The sequence below is a fragment of the Flavobacterium agrisoli genome (genome assembly GCF_016522065.1).
Taxonomy (GTDB): Bacteria; Bacteroidota; Bacteroidia; order Flavobacteriales; family Flavobacteriaceae; genus Flavobacterium; species Flavobacterium agrisoli.
The window spans coordinates 210,998-234,106 of record NZ_JAEHFV010000006.1 but is presented as its reverse complement, the minus strand read 5'-3'; the positions used below and the strand labels follow the sequence as shown (position 1 = coordinate 234,106).

The following is a 23,109-nucleotide window of genomic DNA, read 5'->3' as shown; positions in this document are numbered from 1 at the left end:
ATTGAAAATTTCATTAAGTGTAAAATTAACACTAAATAAACAATCTTGCAACCTGTACAATCCTGAATTAGTAAAAAAGAATATTATTTCACATTCAAAACATAAGATCCAGAGGCTAATTTCAAGACAATGTTAGTATTTTCTGTTTTATAAGAAGTTGAAGATTTATCTAATTTTTGATTGTTTACCGTTACGGATGAAGCATTTGTAGTTGGCAAATAAACCACTGCCGATGAATTGGCTGGAATAGTAATTTTCCATTCTAAATTCTTTTTGTTTTTTTTCCAATTGCTTTTAATCAAGCCGTAAACTGACTCATACGAAGCATTTACAAAAGTTAATCCTGCATTGAAATCTGGTTTCATGATGATTTCTTTAAAAGCGGGAGCCGAATCGCTCGATTTGATTCCTGCCATGTTTTCATAATACCAAACCAGTAAATCACCTAGTAACATCACGTGATTTTGCGAATTCATCTTTGGGTCGGCAGTATTTCCGTTCCATAATTCCCAGATAGTAGTTGCGCCATTTTCGGCCATATAACCCCAACTTGGATAGGTTTTGTTTGATGCTAATTTGAAAGCCAAATCGCCACGTCCAAAATCTGTCAAAGTACGCATCAAAATTTGTGTTCCAATGACTCCTGTGCTAATATGTCCTTTGTACGTCACCTCGATTTCATGAACGATATTGGCAAAAACTTTCTCCTTCAATTCTTCAGGAACTAATCCAAAACGAAGTGGTAATAAATTAGCCGTAACCGTATTATTAGCATAAAAATTCTTCTCTTTGTTGAAAAACTTCGCATTTAAAGCCGATTTCATTTTTTTAGCTAAAGCTTCGTATTGCTGAATATCACTTGTATTTGCTCCGGAAATAACCGCAAACTTTTTCATCAATTGCAACAAACGAATATAATAAGCTGTTGAAATCAAAGTCCCATCGGTCACACGAGTCGAATCTTTAGAATGAATTAACTCCAACGATTCAGGCGGGACACACCAATCGCCATAACGGTCTTTGGTCATCAAATCATTTTCTAAATAATTTTGTGCCATATAATCCATCCATTTTTTCATCGATGGATAGTGTTTTTTTATCGCTTTTGAGTTTCCAAACTGATTGTACAGCATATCGGCAACGGTAAAATACGTCGCAGGCCAGGTCACATTATCTCCATAATAATTCCAATAAGCCGGTGCCACATCAGGAATTCCACCATCTTGGGTTTGCGCATATTCAATATCGTCTAACCATTTAGCATACAACGTTTGGTTATCAAACAAAAAACTTTCGCCATAAGCACCCGTTGTTCTGTCGCCTAACCAAGGCTGACGTTCGTTGCGTTGCGGACAATCAACTGGCATTCCTTTGTAATTTCCGCTAATTCCCCACCAAGCATTTTTGAAAATCTGGTTCATCGTCGCATTGGATGATTCAAAAGTTCCAATAGTTTTCATTTCGTCATAGACCACTTTCCCAACAAAGTTTTCAAGAGTTGGTTTACCCGGAAATCCCGAAATCTCTACAAATCTAAAACCGTGATAGACAAATTTAGGTTCCCAAGTTTCTTGACCACCGCCTTTTAAGGTATAGATATCTGTAGTTAAAGCATCGCGCAAATTATCGATGTACAAAGAACCATCCTTTTGCAGTGATTCAGCAAATTTGAGTTTTACCGAATCACCCCTTTTTCCCTGTACTTTCAGTTGCAACCAACCCACCATATTTTGCCCCATATCCAGAATATACGTTCCTTTTGGAGTCGCTTTAATCGAAATTGGTTTTACCTCACCCATGACCTTCATATTTGGCGTCATTTGGGCTTCTGGAAAACCACCCGGATCATATACAAAAGTGGCGTTTTTCCAATTTTTATCGTCAAAACCTACCGTATTCCAGCTAGTCAATTCTTTACGCGCATCGTATTCTTCACCATCGTATTCGTTGTTGGTCAAAATCGGTCCACCGGTAGTTAATTTCCAACTTTCATCTGATTTGAAGGTTTCTTTTGAACCGTCTGTATAGGTCACTATCAGTTGCATTGCCATTTTTGGCATTCCAAAATTTTTGATTTTATAGGGCTTGTAATCCTGACGCATCGTAAAAAAACGACCGTTTCCTAAAATGGTTCCAATAGCGTTTTTGCCTTGTTTTAAGTGCGAAGTCACATCAAAAACATTGTATTTTACATTTTTGGTATAATCCGTAGGAACGGGTGCCAAGACCTGATTTCCGATTTTGTTTCCGTTAAAATACAACTCATACATTCCCAATCCCATCATATACACTTTGGCGGAACGAATTGCTTTTTTCAACTCAATTTCTTTACGAAGGTAACGTGCCGAAAGTCGGGCGTGCATCGTAATACTGTCTTGCGGACTTACTTTATCCCAGCCAATCCATCGTGTGGAACGCCAATCGACATAATTTAAAATTCCGGTGCTAAAATGAGCTGTTTCGGTTGTAGCAGCTTCGCCTTTGTTGGTCCAAACTTTTACTTTCCAAAATACTTCTTTTTTGCCTTCGAGTGCTTTTCCGGCATATTTTACGTTAATTGAATTATCACTTGAAATTTTCCCCGAATCCCATAAATCGCCAGAATTAGCATTTAATTTATCTAGAGTCGAAGCAGCAATAATTTGATAAGCTGTTTGTTTTACATCATTTTCAGACGACTTAATTTTCCAACTCAATCTCGGTTGCAACACATCAATTCCCTCAGGATTGTTGAGTTTTTCGCATTGCAGATTTGTTACGCTGATTTTGTTTTGGGCGTTTGCCAAAGGAAAACAGAGCGATGCAATGAGGATGAATATATATAGAGATGTTTTTTTCATAAATTAATTTTTTGCCACAGATTTGAAAAACTGCTGTATTATATTATTGTCAACTTTTAACCGCAAAGAGCGCAAAGGTCTACGCAAAGTTCACAAAGCTTTGCGGACTTTGCGATTTTAAAAAACATAAAAATTTATTTCTTTGAGTTCCTTGCGGTTAATTTTTTATTTCGAAATCAACCTCTCCAATTTTTCTGAAACCGCAATTTCCTTTCCGTTTTTGAAAATCCTAAACCCTTTGCCTTTACCGTATTTCTCTCCGGTTTTATCCCAAAGAATCGTAATGATATTGCCGTGATACAACACACTATCCAAACAAAACCAATCCCATTTATCTTGAGGAATCAACGGATTTACTTCAATTTTTTCATCGGCTCTTGGACGTAAACCTACCAATCCCGTAATCATCAAATCGTTAAAAGTCGAGTGATTGTAATAACGGCTTCGTTCTCTGTCACCCATCAGCCAATAACCGGTAGTTTCATCTAAATATTCACCGATGTACGGTCTGCCTCGATAATACTGCGACTCCACGTACAAATTCATTTGTTTGAAATAATCTTCGTTTGAAACTTCATTTTGCGAATAATTATTTAACACATTTGCCATAGCCGTCAAAGTTTGCGAAGTAGCAAACGGCCAAATCGCTCCATCCCACTCACAAGTTCCGGTTCCGTGAGTTCTAAAACGCGGACTTCTTCTTTCTGCCGTTGTCAAACCAAAAGGAGCCGAAAACCCATTTTCATCTTTGACCTGTAGCCAAGCTTTTTCAAAACCTTTGTTTTTAGTTGGCAAATTAAAATACCACGGAATAAATCCAATGGCTTCTCTCACCTCTGCCAAGGTATCTTTCTGGGTAAAGGTTTCAAAGAATTCACTTTTCGAATTCCACAATTTGGTTTCCACCAATTCTTGCAAAACATCGGCTTTGACCTTAAATTTAGCCTCCACTTCTTTGTCACCTTTCAACGAAGCCATTTCAGCAATTGCCATCGCATTTCCGTACATATAACTGTTGATGGTTGGTCTTGCATTTTGCACTTTTCTTCCACCGCTCAGCGATTCTTCCATACCATCTTTTACATCGTGTTGCCAAAACAAACCATCTTTACGCTGACGGTCTTTTTCCCAAACCGCATAATCCGTAATCATGTCTGGATACATATCCAACAAGAATTTCTCATCCTTATTCACCAAATAACTGTTGTACAAAGCATCCGCCGTCCAACTGCTGAATTTATACAACTTGTTCATTGGTTTTCCTTCATTACCACGGTACCAAATCTTCACATCCTGTTCAATGTATTTCGGGTCGTGTACCCAACGAAATTCATTAATATGATGTCCCACCGCACAAGCAATCAAATTGTATTTATCGGCATACGAACGATCTACTAAAAACTCGGTAATAGCATAACCTTGCGGTGTTTCTTTGATATGTTTTCGAGCTGTCCACCAACGGTAATAGTAGATTTCTTCAAAATTTTGTTGCGGACATTCAAACAACGGAATATTCTTTTCCATCCAAGCCCAAGAACTGTCATTCGGAATCGCAAATTTCAGATTCTCGTCCTCCATCGTGTTGAAATAATCCACATAATGCTTGTAATTTTGACTTTGCAAAACCACTCCTTTTCCGCCTTTAGACGAAACCGAAGTCGATTTACAACTGCTTAACGTTGCAATTGCAATTCCTAAAGCGATTATTTTATATTTAAATTGGTATAACATATTCAAATTTATTTTATTTTTTTGGGCGTGCCCCTCCGGGTCGTGCTGTACGTTCCCGCTTTTTTTTGTTCGGCTGAAAAAGCCTCTCAAAAAAAGAGCTCCACTGCCATCACTCACGCGGACCGACAATCACATTTATTCCACTTCTATACCCAGAATATTTTCTTTTTTCTGTCACATCGAGCGCAGTCGAGATGCTGTTAGTGTTTTCAACTGCGCTCGGTTCTCGACTGCGCTCGAACTGACAACTAAAACTTAGTTATCAATAATCAAATTAATTTCCGAAAAAACTATACGTCTGCCCAGCTTTCATTTCCACATCGTATTCATTGTACTTTGGTAATTGTACTTTAGGCAATTTCGCTTCTTTTGAAACAATCGGTTTCTTCACTTCCACATCATAAAACAACGGATTTGAATTTTTACCTTTTGCTTTTTTAAGAGAAATTCCTTTATCTCCTTTCAAGGTATTTTCTAATTTCAAACGGCAGTTTCCTCCTAATTTTGAATAAATTTTTAAAGTCGAAACTTTATTGTTTTTCCATTCCATATCAATTACAAATCCACCACGGGCTACCAATCCTTTTATAGAACCGCTTTTCCAAACCGTTGGCAAAGCTGGCAACAAGTGAATGGCGTCTTCTTGTGATTGCATCAACATTTCGGCGATTCCGGCGGTACAACCAAAGTTTCCGTCAATTTGAAACGGTTGGTGTGCATCGAGCATATTCGGATAGGTTCCACCACCTTTACGTTGATCGGCGGTTACTAAATGTAATTGATCCTGAATCAATTTATACGCATGATTTCCGTCTAATAAACGCGCCCATAAATTTACTTTCCAACCCATTGACCAACCCGTAGATTCGTCGGTTCTGTAAATCAAAGATTGCTTTGCTGCTTCAAATAACTCAGGGGTTTTTATTGGCGAAATTTGGTTGCTCGGAAACAAGCCATACAAATGCGAAACGTGTCGGTGATTGTCTTTTGGATCATCCCAATCTTCTTGCCACTCTTGCAACTGATTGTGTTTACCCACTTTCATCGGAGGCATTTTTGCCAAAGCAGTGCTTAATTCTTTTGTAAAAATTTCATCTGGGGCAACTAGTTTTGACGCTTCCATCACGTGCGTAAACAAATCAAAAACCAACTGATTATCCATAGTCGTTCCTGATGCAATCGTTGATTTTCCATCTTCTGCCGCATGGGTATTTTCAGGCGAAGACGAAGGCACTACCACCAAATAACCGGTATTTGGGTCTTGAATCATAAAATCCAAAAAGAACTGTGCTGCGCCTTTCATCACAGGATAGATTTCTGCTAAATATTTTTTATCACCTGAATACAAATAACGTTCCCACAAATCCTGACAAACCCAGGCACCACCTGTTGGCCACATCCCTGAAGCCGCCTGATCTACAGGAGCAGTCACACGCCATATATCGGTATTGTGATGCAATACCCAACCTCGGGCATTGTACATTGTTTTTGCTGTTTCAGCGCCCGTTATACTCAACTCTTTTGCCATCTGGATAAAAGGCTCGTGCATCTCCGAAAGATTGGTAACCTCAGCCGGCCAGTAATTCATCTCAGCGTTGATGTTGGTCGTGTATTTACTGTCCCAAGGTGGCGAAACCATATCGTTCCAAATTCCTTGTAAATTGGCTGGTTGGCCGCCCGGTTGCGAAGAAGAAATCAGCAAGTAACGTCCAAACTGAAAATACAAACTTGCCAATTGCGGATCAAATTCTTTTTTGAAATCACGAATTCGTTCATCGGTAGGTTTCTTCACATTTTCATTTGAACCCAAATCCAAACTCACGCGATTAAAGTATTTTTGATAAAAAGCTACGTGATTGTTTTTTATCGTTGAAAAATCTTTTGGCAATGCTTTCTCCAAATACGTTTTACATTTCACCGATTGATTTTCGTCTAAAGTTTTATAATCAACAAAATTAGTTGCAATCGAAATGTACAAAGTAGCTTCATCAGCTCCGTTGATGCTTAAAATACCATTTTTAGAGGTTACTTTTCCACCTTTATTCTGAACTGCCAAACGACCTTCAAACTTCACTTTCCCTTTTACGCCTTCAAAATTGGTTCCGGTTCCCGTCATTACAATTTCGTTGTTATCCGAGAAAGAAGTGGTTTTATCAATTGGGGAATTCATCATCACATTACAACTGATTTTTCCGGCTTGACTCGCCGTTAATTTTACAGCAATAACCTGATCTGCAAAAGCAGTCAACACTTCTCTTTTATACGTAACACCATCCACTTCATATAGTACCGATGCTGTTGCATTACTGATATCTAAATCGCGATAATAGTTTTTATAATCGTTATGCCCGTTGAACGAAATGTAAACGCTTCCAAAAGTTTGATACGCCATACCGTCATTGGTTTGCGACATAATATCTTTGGTTGCTAAATCTTGTGCTTCTTTGTATTTGCCTTCAAAAATTAATTTTCGAACCACAGGCAAAGCCGCGATTGATTTATCGTGTGCATTGGTATTTGGCGAACCTGCCCAAATAGTTTCTTCGTTCAATTGCAAACGCTCAACAGACGGATCTCCAAAAACCATCGCCCCCAAACGACCGTTTCCTAAAGGCAAAGCTTCATTCCAGATTGCAGCAGGTTTGTTGTACCAAAGTTTTAAATCGGATTTTGATTGCGCTGTTGTGGCAAATGAAACGATTCCGAAACAGATTGCTGTAATTTTACTTTTTAACTTCATATTTTTATTTTTTCTCACGCAGTCCCGATAACTATCGGGAACAGATTTTTTTCTTTCTGTTTGTCTTAATACTTGATTCTTTGTACTTAATTCTTCTTAACTTCTGGCAACTTCTCGTTTTTTTCGCCGAACATTTCATATAATTTGTTGATGTCTTTTAAAGCATTTTTAGGTAAATTTTCAGCTTTATTACCAAAAACATATAGTTTTTCATACGGTTCAATTACTACCGATGACTCATCAATTTCGCCTTTCGAATTTTGTACTTTTTTTAAATCCAATCCTAAATATTTGGCCATAAACGGATACATTGCCATTCGTTTTGACAAACCATAATCATGCCCTTCGGTTGGAAAATGGGCATTTTCGACCAAATTCTTTTTACCATACAATTCATACGTTCTTTGAATAAAAGGAAACTCCAATTGCGGCACCGCCAAAGTCCAATCTTTTCCATCGGAAATTACCAACTGCGGATTTGGTGCTGCCATTGCCGCTACTTCTGCATTGTTCGTTCCGTTGCCACATAAGTGAATCCCACGACCACTTTCGCAAGGACAACCTCCCGAAAAATGAGAAGAAACCATCACCACGGGAACCGAAACCGTAATTCTTGAATCTAAAGCAGCTAAAAACATCGTGTGTGAACCACCTCCTGAACCGCCCGTAACCCCTACTCGGCTCATATCGGCATATTTGAGAGTGGAAACATAATCCAGCAAACGCATTCCGCTTAAAGCCTGAATGGTCGCTGCAATACTGTTTCGGTGGGTTTCTGAAGGGAATTGCAATAAGGATTCTCCCCAAGCAAACAAATCAAAATTAACCACGATTGCTCCCATTTGCGCCAACATTGCACAACGATATTGTTCATCTTTTCGATATCTTCCATCACCAAAATGTCCGTTTGGAGTTACCACAACCGCCGCTTTTTTTGGCAACGGAAACGGTTTGTAAATTGACCCAGTGGTATAAACTCCCGGCAGGATTTCTAACGCAATATTCTCTACCGAATAATTTTTGTATTTGCGAATGGGTGTCAAAATCGGTTTTGATTTAGGCATCGCTGGAGCTTTGTCTAACCCTAATGAAGTTCGCATACAGGCTTGTAATTCGGCTTTGCGTGTTTCCCATTGTGCTTTTGTGGGATACAAATCGACTAAATATTTTAAGTTTTCGCTTGCCTGATCTACCGAAATTTTATGATGTTCGTATTTTCTAATTTGGTACGTACCATCAGGTTGTTTAAAATACATCAACTCAAATGGTGTAAGCACTTTGGTTAACGAAACTTCCAGATTCCCAGGTTCAATTCTCCATAATCCATAATCCAGGGTTTTGTCTTTCAACAATCCGCGGTCGTCAACGACTTTTATTTTAAAAATAGATTCAATGCGTTGCACCGTTTCCTGCAAAGTTGCTTTGTAATTGGTATCTGAAGTTTGCGCTCGCAATTGTGTCACCACAAAAACAAACAACAACATTATCATTTTATGTACGTTCACTATTTTCATTTTTTATTTATTTTCAATTCACTTTCAATTCTATATTTTCCGGAAGGCAATTCAAAAACCATTTTATTCACTTTTGAATCAAATTTCATTTTTTTGAAAACGTTTCCGTTTACTTTCACTTTCGATTTTTCTGTAATTGGCAATTGAATTGTAGCCGATGTATTGACAGGAATTTCAAATTGGAACTTGATTGTTTTATCCGATTTATGCCACTCCGAATGAATGTTTCCATAAACCGACTCGTAATTGGCTTTCACAAAAGTCATATCGCCAACAATTTCCGGAGCTAAGAAAAAATGTTTGAATCCAGGTTGTTTTTCATCCAATCGAATTCCAGCCAAACTTTGATAAAACCATTCTTCAATTTGCCCCATCATAAAGTGATTCCACGAATTTCCTTTGCGCGGATCCCATTGCTCGGTTAAAGTAGTCAAGCCAAATTTTATCTGAAAACCATAACCCGGCGCATCATAATGATTATTGATTTTGTACATCGTTTCATTTTGACCGTTTAGCGCCAATGCTTGAAATAAATAACGATTCCCCACATCACCAGTTGACAATCTATCGCCTTTGGCTTTGATATCGGCTAATAAATTTTGCATCACGGCATCTTTATCTTCCGGGTTAACCAAATTCATATAAATAGCCACCGCATTGCTAAACTGACTTCCAGTTCCGTATTGTTTAGTTTGTGGATTGAAAAACTCGCGGTTGAAAGCATTCTTAATATCTTTTGAAAGTGTCTCGTATTTAGAAACATCCGATTTTTGATCCAAAAACTTTGCTGCTTTGGCTACCAAAAATGCCGCATAATAGTAATGTGAAGTCGCCGAAAGTGCAATCGGACTGTTTTTAGAATAGCCCGCAGGATGATCGCCATAATCGTACCAATCGCCTAAACCATGCGAAACAATATGATTTGTTGCTTTGGTTCCTAAATAATCCACGTATTTTTTCATTACCGGATAATACTTTTTCAATAAGGAATCATCGCCATAATATTCGTAATACATCCAAGGCAACATCACACCCGTAATTCCCCACTCTGGCGAATCGGTAAAATCACCACCAAAAATCACATACTCCGGAACAATTGAAGGAATTAATCCGTCACGTTGTGAATCGGCGATGTTTTGCATCGTTGCTGGAAAGTACCCCTCCATATTGTAATTAAACATCAAACCAGGTCCGTTCAAATGAATTTCTTCTAACCAACCTAATTTTTCACGTTGCGGACAATCGGTCAAAACGGATTGGAAGTTACTTTTTATCGCATTATTGATTAACCAATGTGTTTGGTTAAAAAGCTCACTTGACGATTCAAAACTTCCCGCTTCTCCAGCCGAATTGTAAATGAAATTTGATTTTAAATCGACAACTGTTGGAAGTTCATTGTTTTTAGCTTCTTTGTAATTGATGTTCTCAATTTGCACGTATTGATACCCGTAATAACTAAATTTCGGTGTCCATTCTTCTGTTCCTTCGCCTTTCAAAACATAATCAAAATAATACGGTTTACCCGTTTTCCCCTGACTTACCGTTCCGTCATCATTCAAACTTTCGCCCACCCACATACGAACGCTTTGTCCTTTTTTTCCTTTCACTTTAACCGTTGGAAATCCCGAAAGATTTTGCCCCATATTAAAAATGTAAAAATTAGGTTTCAGCTCTTTTGCTTCTTTAACATCGTATTGTTTTTGAACGATAATCGGTGTTGCCGTTTGCGCTCTCAAAACGCCCTTTGGTGCTTTCTGAACTACTACTTTTTTCCAATCCGAATCATTAAATCCTTTATCATTCCAACCTTTTTGTTCAAATTTGGCATTGTAATCTTCGCCTCCAAAAATGCTGTTGTACGTAATCGGGCTTTTGCTATATTTCCAACTTTCATCTGATTTTATAATCTCCTCAGAACCGTCTTTATAAGTGATTTTCATTTTCAAAAATAAAGTCGGAGGTCCAAAACTCACATAAAATTTAGTGTAACGATCGGCTACGGTGTTGTACATTCCGTTCCCCAACCAAACGCCAATGGCATTTTCGCCCTGCTGTAAATCAGAAGCAGTAAGTTCGTAAGTATTAAAATTTACCGATTTATCATAATCTGTCCACAAAGGCGCAAAAACACTGTTCCCAATTTTTTTTCCGTTAATAGACAATTCATATTGCCCTAAACCCGAAACATAAATCACCGCTTCTTTGATTTCTTTGTTTACCGAAAAAGGTTTACGCAACAAAATACTTCTGCGTGACAAGGAATCCGAAGCATTAATTATGGCTAATTTTTTCTCTCTTTTAAAAGTTGCCGTATGCATATTTCTACCTTCTGGCAAATGGCTATCGGCTTTGGTAATCGCTCCAATCCAAGTTGGTTTTAAAGTTGCAGCTTCAGGAATAGTTCTGAAAAATGCCGAATCACTCCAACTGGATTCGATATTGGAATTATCCCAAATTTTCACTTTCCAGAAATATTTTTGACCAAAAGCCAATTGTTTCCCGGTATAATTTACCAACTGACTTTGCGCTGATTTTACTCGACCGCTATCCCAAATATCCCCTTGATTTTGCTTTAATTTTTCGGCAGAAGTAGCTACCAAAATCTGATAATTTTTTTGAATTACTTTTTCTTTAGAAGCATTTAATTGCCAGCTAAACCGAACCTGATTCGGATTTATAGCCAATGAATTTATCATTCGTTCGCAAGTCAATTTTTGAACGGTAACTTGTCCAAAAGTTGATAATGAAACGAATAATGTTAAAAGAAAAAATAGGTTTTTAAAATTTTTCATATTGTTTTTGCACGCAGATTTGACAGATTTACGCAGATTATATTTTTTACACTTTCGTATTACCACTGCAATTTCTTCTTTTCGAATATTTTAAATACACTGTAAATTATAAATACAATTAGAAGTAAAAGACTCATCAAAAAAATAAAAAACATTGTAACTGGAATATATACGACTTCCCACTCAAAAGTTATTGGATGCGACAAATAATATCCTGGATTATTGCGATTTATTATATCAGAAAAAATAAAATAAACGAACGGGATACTAAACATCAGAAATTGAAAAATCTTGAATTTATATTTGATAAATTGATCAACAACCAAAAGAATAAGTCCGATTAAAAGAAAAATAAATACGGTTGCAATTGCAAAAGTTGATGGCAATAAAACAAAATAAGTGTCATGAATATTCAAACTTTGGTCATTCTGACTAATTAAAGTGTATAAAGTCAAAACAATTCCAGTTATAAAATAAAGATTGGCAACCTTTTTAAGTTTCTCCATCGCTTTTACTATTTCAATCATTAAATCTTTCAATTTTACAATTTCTTCGTCACCAACGATTTAATATTAAACACCGCTTCAGGAATTTCCATTCCGGTATTTTTTAAATCGTCATAATCTTCGGTATCAGGTTCAGTATCTGGATTTGGCGTATAACGTTGTTCACCTGTGCGGAACATTATACGTTCAAAACCATCAACAGGAGCATAAAAAATACGTCTTGATTCTTCACCGTTATTTACTTTTACGATGTAAGTACGCATTTTAACATCCAAATTAACTGTGATGGTGTATTCTTTTCCAGCCTCATATTTAGCAATTGAGCTATGACGCGCTCCATTTTTTACTTTAATTTGTCCTTCCGAATCAAACACCAATCGCACTGCAGGTAAACCTTGTCGATTTTGGAACTCAATTTGCAACAAACCATGATTATTTTGTTCTGGTTTCACGGTAAAAGTCGCCTCCATTTTTTCAGCAAAAGGAATCACACGTTCTACTCTTGAATAATCAAATAAATCTTTATCACGCAACGTCAGCCATTTTTTGCCATCGTCTTTCTTTTCGATTTTGGCAGAAGCCCAAGATAAGTTGTAGGTATTCCATAGTTTTAATTCTTCGCCATTTGGTAAATTGCTAAAAACATCATTTACATTGTCTTTCACAGTACTTTCCACAGGCACTGGCACTGAAGCCACCCAAATATCTTCTTTGTTGACACTATAAGAAACCCAAAGTTTTCCGTCCGGTGGTGTTCCATTATTTTCGGTTATTCCGCGAGGATATTGTGGTCCCGCAGATTTGTAATTTCCTCCGTAACGCATTGGGCTCACTTCGCCGTGAACCAACAATAAATCTTTATAATTGATTCCATCATCAGAAGTCGAAATCGCCAACGGCCAACGGTATTCTGAAGGATTATAAATCGTTGCGTAACGGTTATCCGAAGTTTTTTGTCCCCAAATTTTGGCATTACTGTTTACAAAACCAGGTGCGCGCAACGGCATATACTCCCAAGATTTTCCACCATCTTTACTCAATGAAGTCAAAGCGTGTTTCCATAAACCCACTACATTTCCGTTTGGCAAATGATAATAACTAAAGGCTTTGTATGGCTTTTGCAACGGAATTAATTCATCATCACGATCAGCTTCTTCTACCCATTGCTGCATGATTAACGGTTTAGACAAAATCTCTTCGCAGGCTTTTTTCAAAAATTTATCTTTTGATTGGGTATAAAATGGAAATGCCGATTTCGATTTGTCCCAGGTTTTATTGTAACGAATGAAATAAATTGGTCCAAAACTTCCATCTTTACGAACCTCACGAATCACACGACCAATTCCTTTTCCATCGTTTGGATCGTCTTTTTCGTCCATCGCAATTCCGTAATACCCCAAAGCGTATAACTTTTTATCCGAAGACGTATAAAAGCCCATACGTTGGTGCATAATGGCATCCAGATTTTTAGCAACGCCTTCAACACCTTCTTTTTTCCAGCCGTCGGGAATGTGATAAATTGGAAAAATCACCTGAGGTTTAGTCCAATTTTCTCCATCTTTTGATGACAAAATCAATGTCTGGCTTGGCGGAATATGCTCTCCCGAAGGATCACTCAAATAATGTAAATAAAAAGTATTATTCCAATACGCCATCATCGGTTGGTGGTTGTATGTCCATCCAAAACCGTCTGCTTTTTCGGGATTTTCACGGCTGGCACGCATAATTTGTGTAGCGTGAACTCCTACCGCTGGAGCCAATTGCCCATGATGGTAATCAACGTTTGAAAGTGTTTTGCCAACGTAACGAACGGTATCATTTTGTGCCATTACAGAGTTTACGGCTCCACAAGTCAACAAAATAGCTGATGCCGTTGCAATGTTTTGTTTTATGTCTTGAAATGCAATCATTATTATTATTTTTTCTCTAATAATCCTTTTAAAACTTCTTCGGAAATTGTGGTAATCGTTCCGTGTTTGTGTCCTTGTGGAAGCGATATTTTAGAAGAAACATCTTCAAAATGCACAAAATCAGTCGTGCTTAACGCTTTGTAATTTTTGGATCCATAATTGTCATAATACAACAACCAGTTTTTACCCACCTTTACCACTGTAGGTCCTTCTGATAAATATTCGGTTAAAGGTTCCGATCTTTTTCCGAATGGTCCTAAAGGCGTTTTACCGAATGCTACTTCTATCTTTCTATTGGGTCTGGTGTTGTCTTTTAAAACCAAAACATAAACCTTTTTCCCTTTTTTGACAATCACACAATCAATGACGCTAAAGCCTGGATCATAGTACAATTTAGTATCCGAAAAGGTTTTGAAATCCTTAGTCGTTACATAATACATTCGGTGGTTGTTTTTCTCATCTTCTACTCCTTTTTCGAATCGAAAAGGAATTGTCGAAGCCCAGATAATGATGTATTCTTTTTTGACATCATCATAAAAAATTTCGGGTGCCCACACGTTTACCACTTCGGGTTCATGCTTCATCACCGGAATATATTGTTGCTCCGACCAATGCATTAAATCTTTGGAATTGGCATAACCAAAACCATTTCCGCCTTTCCAATCCGTTGTCCAAACCATGTGATAGGTTCCATCTGCACCTTTTGTGATGGACGGATCACGCATAATTTTGCTGGCTCCGATTTCAGGTTTTAAGAATGAACCTTCCAGACCTTTCCAGTTGTAGCCGTCTTCGCTGTAAGCCAGATACAAACCTTCGGTAGCCGGTTCACGAAAAGAAGTAAAAAGATACAGCTCTTTCTTTTTCTGGGAATAGCTAACTGCAGAAAGTAAAAGTGTGAGTATAATGACTATTTTTTTCATTATAATAAATAAATCAATTATTCTACAAATGCATTTTTAGCTAATGTACTTCCTTTTTTTACCGGCGTTTTCACATTATTAAAAACATTGTTTTTCAAAAATACATTTTGCGTATTTTTTCCATCAGCTTCAATAAAAACATCGGTTGTGTTAAACGGAAAATTGTTTGATATCATTGCATTTGAAACGTTTTCTAACTGTATAACTGCCTTATCTTTCAATGGGCTATTCGAACCTACATTGTCTAAAATGATGTTTTTGGTATCTGTAATTTTGAATGAGGAACCAATGGTTGTATTGATTTTTACGTCGTGAAATTCGATTCCATCGGTAACCGCCACGGTGAAACCTTCTTTAGCATCCATGTTGATGTTAGAAAAAGTAACATTTTGCACAGGCATTTCGGTAATTCCCCAGACTACACCCGCTTGATTTACTTCAGAACCAGTAATGTTACTCATGTGAATGTTTCTAAAAATTGGTGTACGTTCTGAAACAGGTTCTTCTTTCGTTCCTTTATCATAAAACAAATCCAATACAATGGCTTCTTTTTTGATGTTTTTCATCACGATATTATCCACACGAATTTCTTCAACAACTCCACCACGACCGCGAGCTGCTTTCATTCGGATTCCACGATCAGTTCCATCAAAAATACAGTTAGAAATAGTAATTTTTCGGATGCTTCCCGACATTTCACTTCCAATTACTACACCTCCATGACCACTTAACATGGTACAATTGGTAATCGTAACATTTTCAGTCGGACGGTTATATTTTCGCCCATCGGCATCACGCCCAGATTTAATAGTAATACAATCATCACCAACACTGATGTGCGAATTTGAAATATGTACGTTCGTACAAGAAGATGGATTGATTCCGTCAGTATTTGGCGAATATGGATTGTTGATCGTAATTCCATTGATGGTAACGTTATCACAAAACACAGGATTTACGGTCCAGAAAGGAGAGTTTTTAAAAGTAACTCCTTCAATTAAAATGTTCTTACATTCGAAAGCCTGAAAAAAAGCCGGACGGAAAAACTTTTTATCGATAGTTCTTTTGTAATAAGCTTCATATTGGATGTTTTGGTTTTGCTCTACCCACATTTTTTGCCATTTGGTTAACGGCAGTGGTTCTTTAGCCGATTCAATTCGGTACACTTCTTCCCACCAAGCTTTACCTTGCCCGTCAATAATTCCACGCCCGGTAATAGCAATATTTTCAACATTTTTCGCATAAAATAAAGGCGAGAATGTTTGCATCACAATTCCTTCGTAACGCATTTCTACAAAAGGTAAATAGTCGTCAAAATTCTGAGAGAACTTTAATAAAGCGCCCGAATCCAAGTGAATCGTAATATTGCTTTTTAAAACAATTGGTCCTGTCAAATATTCTCCTGCCGGGAAAAATATTGTTCCTCCTCCATTTTTTGAAGCTTTTTCAATGGCTTTTTGAATAGCCGAAGTACACAATTTCCCTTTATTGTTTCCGCCTTCGTTCAAAATATTAATCCAACCATCATTTGCGAAAGCACTGTTGAGTCCGGTGATGAAGAAAAGAATTATTATGATGCTTTTGATTTTCATTGTGTTTAATTTTTGGCTCTCGCAGATTTAGCAGATTGTGCGGGATTTTTTATCTGCTTGATCTGCAAAATCTGCGAGAAATATTTTTTATTTATTTGATGTTAAAATTAAAACCCAGTCGTTTCCGTCTTCTTTTTTCCCAGAAGGTTGAAATTCTTTTGCTCCTTTATTATCAAAAGTTCCAATGGTTGTTTTTTCTCCATTTTTTGGGTTATACCAGGTTGCAGTTACTTTATTACCTGAAATTTTCCCCAAGTTCACTTTCAATTTTCTTCCGTTGTAGGTATATAGTAACGCATAATTTTTTCCTTTAAAAACAGGTACATAATCATATTTTTCACCTTGGTTGGCAATTAATGAAACATCGGCAATACCTTCGGTAAAAGGAAACTCTTCCATTAATTTTTTGATGTAAATCATTTGTCCGGCTCCAGTATCATTGATAGCATCGTACCAAAACACTTTATTTCCGTAGGCTGGCTTATCCCCTTTTCTGAAAAATTGCATTACGGCACTATGTCCATAAGTATAACCCGCACCACCCGAAAGTACCGACCAATAGCCGTAACGACGCACATCATTTGCATTCCATTTTGGCTGTAAAGTATCGTGTAAACCATGAGGAATTCCTTCATAAGATGGTTCTCCGTCCAAAGTTGGTTTAGTCGGTTTTAAATCCCAATCTCTCAACACAAATTTGTAATTGTCTTCTTTAAAAGCGGTAGGATCCGTTTCCTGAGCATAAGTTTTATGTCCGGATTGGAACATATTAAAATCCAGCCAACTTGCATTATGAAAATTCTCTGAAGAATCGGTTCTACCAAATGGGTGAAAAGTCATTAACTGATCTGGATTTGACTTTTTAATGGTGTTTCCAATGGCATTCCAAATATCCTGAAATTCGTTTCCTTTGGTATCGCCTCCATTTAACCAAATGATATTGGTTCTCTTTTTGTATCGGTCGGCCAAAAACTTTGCGTATTTAGTCGCTTGTTCTTTACTTACCTTATCGCCTTTAGAAACATTAGTTCCCCAAACCGGAACCATCGCAACGTAAATTCCGTTTTTTTGAGCCATATCCAAAGTATAATCGATATGATCCCAATAATCATATTCCGATGCATCATTCGGATCATTACCCGGTGATGTAATTTGATCGGCCACATTATCATTCATTAATGCTTGATCACCGTAGACATTTACTGCATTCAAATTATGCAAAACCATAACCTGAACTACATTGAAACCCTTGGCTTTTCGATCCTCAAAATATTTATTCACACCTTCTCTATCCAGTTTACTAAATGCTAACCAGCCTGTATCACCCAGCCAAAAGAATGGTTTTCCGTCTTCGGTAACCAAATAATGTTTGTTCTCTGATACTCTTAATTTTGGCAAATTCTTGGATTGCGAAAAACCAGTTTGTGCAGTCAACACAAAGCTTATACACAAGGCGAAAATGGATTTCAGGTTCATTTTATATTTATTTTGAATTATGTTTTTTTCTTTTGCCACAGATTTAGAATGATTAAAATGATTTATTTCTAGACTGTGTATTATAATTTTGCACGCAGTCCCGATAGCTATCGGGAGCAGACTTATTTATTTTTTTATTTTTTCACAACAAAAAGTACTTTTTCATTCGTTAAAGAAGTTGGAAAATCTACTGAACTCCCTCCTTTTATGTCTTCCAATTGCATTGCTTTTCCTGTTTCGGCATTAATAGCAAAAACTTCGAATATCCCTTTGTAATGGTTTAAATCAATTGAAAAATCTTCATTTTTGTTTTTATAAAAAAGATAACTTTTGCCTTCATCCTGCAATTTCCATACCGAATCAGTATAAGAAGTGTTAATTTTACACGTCATTTTTTCAAGTGATTGATAAAACCCTGTAATTGAAATTTTTGGAACATTTGACAAAGAACCTCCCGCCATTAAAACAGCCCATCCAAATCGTGGTGATCCCATTGTAGAATAAATAACAGCCTTTTCAGGATATTTTTCTCGGTATTCTCGAACGGCACGATAGGTTTGTTCAAGCGTTTCTTTTCCGGTTTTCATCTTTCTCGCGTGCTGCCGCGGAGCCAAGTTTTTTCCACCTTCGGGTGCGTATAAACTTCCGTCCTCCTTATAATACCAATAACGAATATCGATTACATCAACGATTTTGGCTCTTGAAGCATCATTCAGAATAGCATCCTGAACATCTTTGGTGGCGCTCAACGCAATTTTAGATTCGTTTTTATTCGCCTTTTCGTAGTTCGCGATAACATCAATCCAGAATTCCATGAAAGACAAAGGCCCGGTATATTCGGCACTTGTTAGTTGCAGAACGTTTGCGTTGTCTTTGAAATTCTCTAAATTTTTCTCGATAAAAGCAACATGTAGTTTTCGGATATTCTCATTTTTTACATCATAAAATTGTTCTGCTAAGAAAATCCTTTTATCACCCGCATAAGGTGGAGGTTCCGGCAAACCGGTTGTATTGATGTTATTCGCAGGACGCCAAGGCGAACTTGCCCAGTGAGCTCCCGCTTCTAAAATATTGTGCTGAAAATAAGCTTCGTTTAATAACACTTTGTCTTTTTGAGCGGCTAATTCGGCAAAAGTTTTCAATCGGTTCCAATAAAAGGCATTGTAATGGGTTAAATCGTATTTACTTAAATGATCCCAAGCGGTTCCTTGTCCACTTCGGTCGAAAGGCTGTTCGTAAAAAGGAGCCCAAACATCGGCATCAATTCGGCGAATACGCTCGTGATCGGCCATGCGTTGTTCGTACCACAATCCGTAATTATGATCGATTGCCGATTTATTATTTTCGACTAAATAATTCACCGTTTCTTCCAGATTATCCGTGTAACCCAATCCATAATGTCCGGGAACAAAACGCGTAATATGAGGTCTTGATTTGGCAATTTCCGATTCGCGTAAACTACCGCGCCACCAAGGTACATCAATCACTTCTCCCGTAATTACTCCTTTTGAAGCAACTAGCCATCCGTTTTTAATACCCATTTTATTTTCAGAATTTAGCGATTCTTCTTTGGGTTTTACCTCAGAAATGCGTTTGGCTTTTTTATAGTCAATCGAAATCGGATTTCGAACAGATGCTTTTTCAATAAACTCTTTTAATGTTTCGTTTAATTTATAAGCCTGAGCAGTTAATTCGGCTGCTTGTTCTAAGGTTGGACTCGATGATGGCTCTGAACCTAAATCCAAAATTTGCGGTTGCATTGGCAATTTACCCAAACGCTGTTCCAATAAAGCATAAAACAAACTTCTCGGACTGATATGGTTATTTACATCTTTCCAATGTCCGTTTCCTGCCCATTGCGCCCAAACACCAAAAGCCCAGTTGTTGGCGGTTGGTGGATTATAATTTTCAATTTTCGAGGCCGACGTTTCCCAAATTACGCTATTGGCAACATTCCACCCAAGGCCTCTGGCATCTTGTTCTTTGTTTTTGAAACTAATGGCATTTCCATCAATTGAAGTAACATCAAATAGAATTCCCGTTGCCCAACTTCCAACGGAACCACTAAAACTAAATGGCAAATGTGATTCGCATTGCAAGAAAACATTTGGTCCTGCCGTAGCATATCCTCCAACCACAAAATCATTATACCCAAACTCCGAATAACAACGTTGAAATAAAGTTTGTTGTCCTTCCGTATAAAAAGTATTTCTTCTAAAAGCTGCAATTTCTGAAATGGGGTTCAATGCCAAACAATCTTCAACCGTAATTCTTTTGGCCGTTTTTAAAATAGAAACCGCTCCTCCAGCAAACTGTTCAAAATTAACCTGACGTACCCAAATATCTTCCGCATTTTCTATCGAAATTCCGTACCAACGGTGTTGCTCGTCTTTTGGATTTGTGGTATCATAAACTGATTTTAAGGTCAAATTTTCGATTCCGATGCTATTAATTCGGCCAGCCCAATCATACGAAACAACAGTCGATTTGGATAATTCTTCGTCTAATGCATTAGTTAAAGGCGCATCTAGCGTAATTTTATTTCCTTCAACAGCCGTGATTTCACGATCGGCACGGATAATAAAATCATCTGCTTTCCATCCAATCCATCCACTTTCACCACCAAAATCGGCAGTTCCTAAAAGTTCAATCCAATTTTTAGCGATGGGCGTATTGATTACAACATGATCGCCTTTTTTAAATTTTGCTGCATTTTTAACCGAAAGCTGCATGGCTCCCAACGGAGTAAAATTATTGGCTAAACCAACTGAATCTTTAAAAACTCGATTATTAATTCCAGTGATATTGACAATCGCTTTTCGATTTATAGAAGTACCTAAAAGAGTCGTTCCGTTAGTTCCTGAACCGCTTCCTCTAAGTACAACTCCAGTTTCTTTCAAAATAATTTCGCCCGAAACTTTGAAAACACCTTTATCCAAAAGAACCGTTCCTTTAAAACCGTTTTTATCCGCTTTTAATTTAGAAACATAATCCACAGCAGCCTGAATCGTAGCGGTTGCATCTCCCGAAATATGCGGTACAAAAGTTTTTATACCCACATCGGGGAGAGCAACAGTAGAAGCCCTATAACCCGCAAAAGAAAAATCAGGAATTTGGTTTCCTTTTGCATCGGCTGTACGTTCTAACTTTCCTTCTTTGGTTTTTGTAATATCGGGAAATGTGTTTTGAGAAGTTCCTATTTGAATGCTAAAAAGCAGCACAAAACCAGACAAAATTATTTTATCTTTTTGAAGAGCGATTCTATTTTTAAAGTAATTGAAGTTCATTCTATTTTTATTTTTTAGAAGATAGAGACAAGAAGCAATCGTTTAAATTCATATCAAATATCTTGCTTCTTGTCTCTATTCTCTAAGCTCTATACTTACTGCAATAATGCCTTTTTCAACGGATCTGTATTATTTTCTGTTTTGGTCCAATCAACTTTTTGCGTTGGATCAATTCCGTTAAAATATTTCTCGATATTAGTATAACCATCGCCGTTCATATCTTTATTTGCATCGGAAGCATCGTTTGGATTTAAACCGAATTTCTTTTCCCAAGCATCCGGTATTCCGTCATTATCCAAATCTTTATAGGCTTTTCCTTTGTATTCCGGATAACCGCCTACTTGATCAGGATGAGTGATGATTCCTTTTTTATAAGAATCGGCAGGTAATCTTCTTTTAATAAATTCCTTACCAATTGTATTTTCCAAACCGTCTTTCACCTCGATTTTTCCGGTACGAACCTGTTTTAGGATTCTTTCGTCAACACCATCACGTTTTGGTAAAGTAGCACCCACATTTTCCAAAACATAGTCATACGCTTGCTCTGCTTTCATGATAGAAACAGGAGGCATTTTGAATGCTTTGTTTTGTTTGATTTGGGCTAAAAAATCTTGGGTTGCCTCAGGCGATAAATCTTCCAATTGCACACCACCGTTCCAATTATCTGCCGTTACTTCAGGAGAATTCACGATAAAATTTCCGTCAACATAAGCTTTTCCAAATTGTTTGGGGCTGATGTAACCTGATTCTGGCTTGATGATTCTGTATCGAATTGGCTGATCGATTGGCGTAATAGGACCCGGTTTGAAATAATTGTTGATGATGTTGTATTGCGAACGATAGTCCCCTCCATCAAGGGTACGGTTCCACCAATTGAAAATCACATTATTAACAAAGTTAAAACTTCCGAACATTCCAACAGAAGCATTTCTCGAAATATTATCGGCCCATAAATTGCGAATAAACATACTATTCAAACCTCCAATAGTACTCCCAAAAGCGTGATTGTATGTATCCAATCCTTCTGAAGAAATCGTATTTTGTATGGTGACATTAACAGCAGGCAATTTTTCTAATTTTGATTTTTCATTCACTTGAAATTGATGACGATATAACGAAATATTTTCGTCTAATCCCCAACTCAACGAACAATGATCAATAATTACATTTCCGATAACATTTCCTCCTAAGGCATCATCGCGACGCGTAACATCAGTTGCACCACGACGAAAACGAAGGTAACGAATGATGATATCATGCGTATCCAATAAAACGGATTCGCCCGCAATACAAATTCCGTCACCCGGAGCGGTTTGACCTGCAATGGTAATATAAGGCGCCCGAACGGTAATTGGTTTTTTAAGTTGAATAATTCCCGAAACATTAAAAACTACGGTTCTAGCTCCAACAGATTCTAGCGCTTCTCGAAAAGTTCCTTTTCCGCTATCTTCCAAACTAGTCACCACAAAAATTTTACCACCACGACCACCGGGTGTTTGCGCACCGCCTCCCATAGCTCCCGGAAATGCAGGAATATCTGCAAATACTAAATCGGTTGGAACGGCAGCCCAAGGCACATAAGGTCGCCCTTGTAAGGCTTCGGCTTTAATAATGTGTTCGTTGTCTTTCCAAATTTCATCCAAGCGCGCACTTTCGGATTTCATCATAGCATCTGTTTTATCCTGTGATTCTTTAGGAATTTCGGGATATTGTGCAAAAAGTGCAATAGAAAAGATGAAAAAAGAAAAGGTGGTTATTTTTTTAGGCAGAAAAGAATATTTCATAAGATTGCTTTTTA

The 23,109-nt window shown here is 37.4% G+C and carries 12 protein-coding genes; all 12 read right to left on the bottom strand.

All coding sequences use genetic code 11. The features are described 5' to 3' along the window. Nucleotides 1–83 precede the first annotated feature (83 nt). The 12 genes from I5M07_RS13780 to I5M07_RS13725 all read right to left on the bottom strand — a co-directional run bounded on the left by I5M07_RS13780 (nt 84) and on the right by I5M07_RS13725 (nt 23,095). Nucleotides 84–2,840: an alpha-L-rhamnosidase gene (locus tag I5M07_RS13780; protein ID WP_200107029.1), complete on the bottom strand. Its 2,757-nt coding sequence runs from the start codon at nt 2,838–2,840 to the stop codon at nt 84–86. Between the two features lie 165 nt (nt 2,841–3,005). Next, nucleotides 3,006–4,571 (bottom strand): MGH1-like glycoside hydrolase domain-containing protein, encoded by a 1,566-nt coding sequence (locus I5M07_RS13775; RefSeq protein ID WP_200107028.1) that lies wholly within the window; start codon nt 4,569–4,571, stop codon nt 3,006–3,008. A gap of 274 nt (nt 4,572–4,845) precedes the next feature. Next, complete coding sequence (locus tag I5M07_RS13770) at nt 4,846–7,311, bottom strand: glycoside hydrolase family 95 protein (protein ID WP_200107027.1); 2,466 nt, start codon at nt 7,309–7,311, stop codon at nt 4,846–4,848. An 86-nt stretch (nt 7,312–7,397) separates the two neighbouring features. After that, complete coding sequence (locus tag I5M07_RS13765) at nt 7,398–8,825, bottom strand: acetylxylan esterase (RefSeq protein WP_200107026.1); 1,428 nt, start codon at nt 8,823–8,825, stop codon at nt 7,398–7,400. Beyond that, nucleotides 8,822–11,617, bottom strand: a complete 2,796-nt coding sequence (locus I5M07_RS13760; RefSeq protein ID WP_200107025.1) for a glycoside hydrolase family 78 protein — start codon at nt 11,615–11,617, stop codon at nt 8,822–8,824. The genes I5M07_RS13765 and I5M07_RS13760 overlap by 4 nt, the downstream gene beginning before the upstream one ends. Nucleotides 11,618–11,676: 59 nt before the next feature. Beyond that, nucleotides 11,677–12,144: a hypothetical protein gene (locus I5M07_RS13755; protein ID WP_200107024.1), complete on the bottom strand. Its 468-nt coding sequence runs from the start codon at nt 12,142–12,144 to the stop codon at nt 11,677–11,679. A 14-nt stretch (nt 12,145–12,158) separates the two neighbouring features. Continuing rightward, on the bottom strand, nt 12,159–14,033 hold the full coding sequence (locus I5M07_RS13750) for an exo-alpha-sialidase (protein WP_200107023.1): 1,875 nt from the start codon (nt 14,031–14,033) through the stop codon (nt 12,159–12,161). Between the two features lie 5 nt (nt 14,034–14,038). After that, on the bottom strand, nt 14,039–14,956 hold the full coding sequence (locus I5M07_RS13745) for a glycoside hydrolase family 43 protein (RefSeq protein ID WP_200107022.1): 918 nt from the start codon (nt 14,954–14,956) through the stop codon (nt 14,039–14,041). 17 nt (nt 14,957–14,973) lie between these two features. Then, on the bottom strand, nt 14,974–16,548 hold the full coding sequence (locus I5M07_RS13740; protein ID WP_200107021.1) for a glycoside hydrolase family 28 protein: 1,575 nt from the start codon (nt 16,546–16,548) through the stop codon (nt 14,974–14,976). Nucleotides 16,549–16,635: 87 nt separating this feature from the next. Further along, nucleotides 16,636–18,024 carry a glycoside hydrolase family 140 protein gene (locus I5M07_RS13735; RefSeq protein WP_200107020.1) on the bottom strand — a complete coding sequence of 463 codons (1,389 nt, stop codon included), beginning with the start codon at nt 18,022–18,024 and terminating at the stop codon, nt 16,636–16,638. A 134-nt stretch (nt 18,025–18,158) separates the two neighbouring features. Continuing rightward, nucleotides 18,159–21,311, bottom strand: a complete 3,153-nt coding sequence (locus tag I5M07_RS13730; RefSeq protein ID WP_200107019.1) for a DUF6298 domain-containing protein — start codon at nt 21,309–21,311, stop codon at nt 18,159–18,161. A gap of 95 nt (nt 21,312–21,406) precedes the next feature. Continuing rightward, on the bottom strand, nt 21,407–23,095 hold the full coding sequence (locus tag I5M07_RS13725; protein WP_233622069.1) for a polysaccharide lyase: 1,689 nt from the start codon (nt 23,093–23,095) through the stop codon (nt 21,407–21,409). Nucleotides 23,096–23,109 lie beyond the last annotated feature (14 nt).

What these genes read in the sequence shown, in the direction of transcription:
- I5M07_RS13780 (WP_200107029.1), bottom strand. Translation starts at nt 2,840, where the DNA reads ATGAAAAAAACATCTCTATATATATTCATCCTCATTGCATCGCTCTGT.
- I5M07_RS13775 (WP_200107028.1), bottom strand. Translation starts at nt 4,571, where the DNA reads ATGTTATACCAATTTAAATATAAAATAATCGCTTTAGGAATTGCAATT.
- I5M07_RS13770 (WP_200107027.1), bottom strand. Translation starts at nt 7,311, where the DNA reads ATGAAGTTAAAAAGTAAAATTACAGCAATCTGTTTCGGAATCGTTTCA.
- I5M07_RS13765 (WP_200107026.1), bottom strand. Translation starts at nt 8,825, where the DNA reads ATGAAAATAGTGAACGTACATAAAATGATAATGTTGTTGTTTGTTTTT.
- I5M07_RS13760 (WP_200107025.1), bottom strand. Translation starts at nt 11,617, where the DNA reads ATGAAAAATTTTAAAAACCTATTTTTTCTTTTAACATTATTCGTTTCA.
- I5M07_RS13755 (WP_200107024.1), bottom strand. Translation starts at nt 12,144, where the DNA reads ATGATTGAAATAGTAAAAGCGATGGAGAAACTTAAAAAGGTTGCCAAT.
- I5M07_RS13750 (WP_200107023.1), bottom strand. Translation starts at nt 14,033, where the DNA reads ATGATTGCATTTCAAGACATAAAACAAAACATTGCAACGGCATCAGCT.
- I5M07_RS13745 (WP_200107022.1), bottom strand. Translation starts at nt 14,956, where the DNA reads ATGAAAAAAATAGTCATTATACTCACACTTTTACTTTCTGCAGTTAGC.
- I5M07_RS13740 (WP_200107021.1), bottom strand. Translation starts at nt 16,548, where the DNA reads ATGAAAATCAAAAGCATCATAATAATTCTTTTCTTCATCACCGGACTC.
- I5M07_RS13735 (WP_200107020.1), bottom strand. Translation starts at nt 18,024, where the DNA reads ATGAACCTGAAATCCATTTTCGCCTTGTGTATAAGCTTTGTGTTGACT.
- I5M07_RS13730 (WP_200107019.1), bottom strand. Translation starts at nt 21,311, where the DNA reads ATGAACTTCAATTACTTTAAAAATAGAATCGCTCTTCAAAAAGATAAA.
- I5M07_RS13725 (WP_233622069.1), bottom strand. Translation starts at nt 23,095, where the DNA reads ATGAAATATTCTTTTCTGCCTAAAAAAATAACCACCTTTTCTTTTTTC.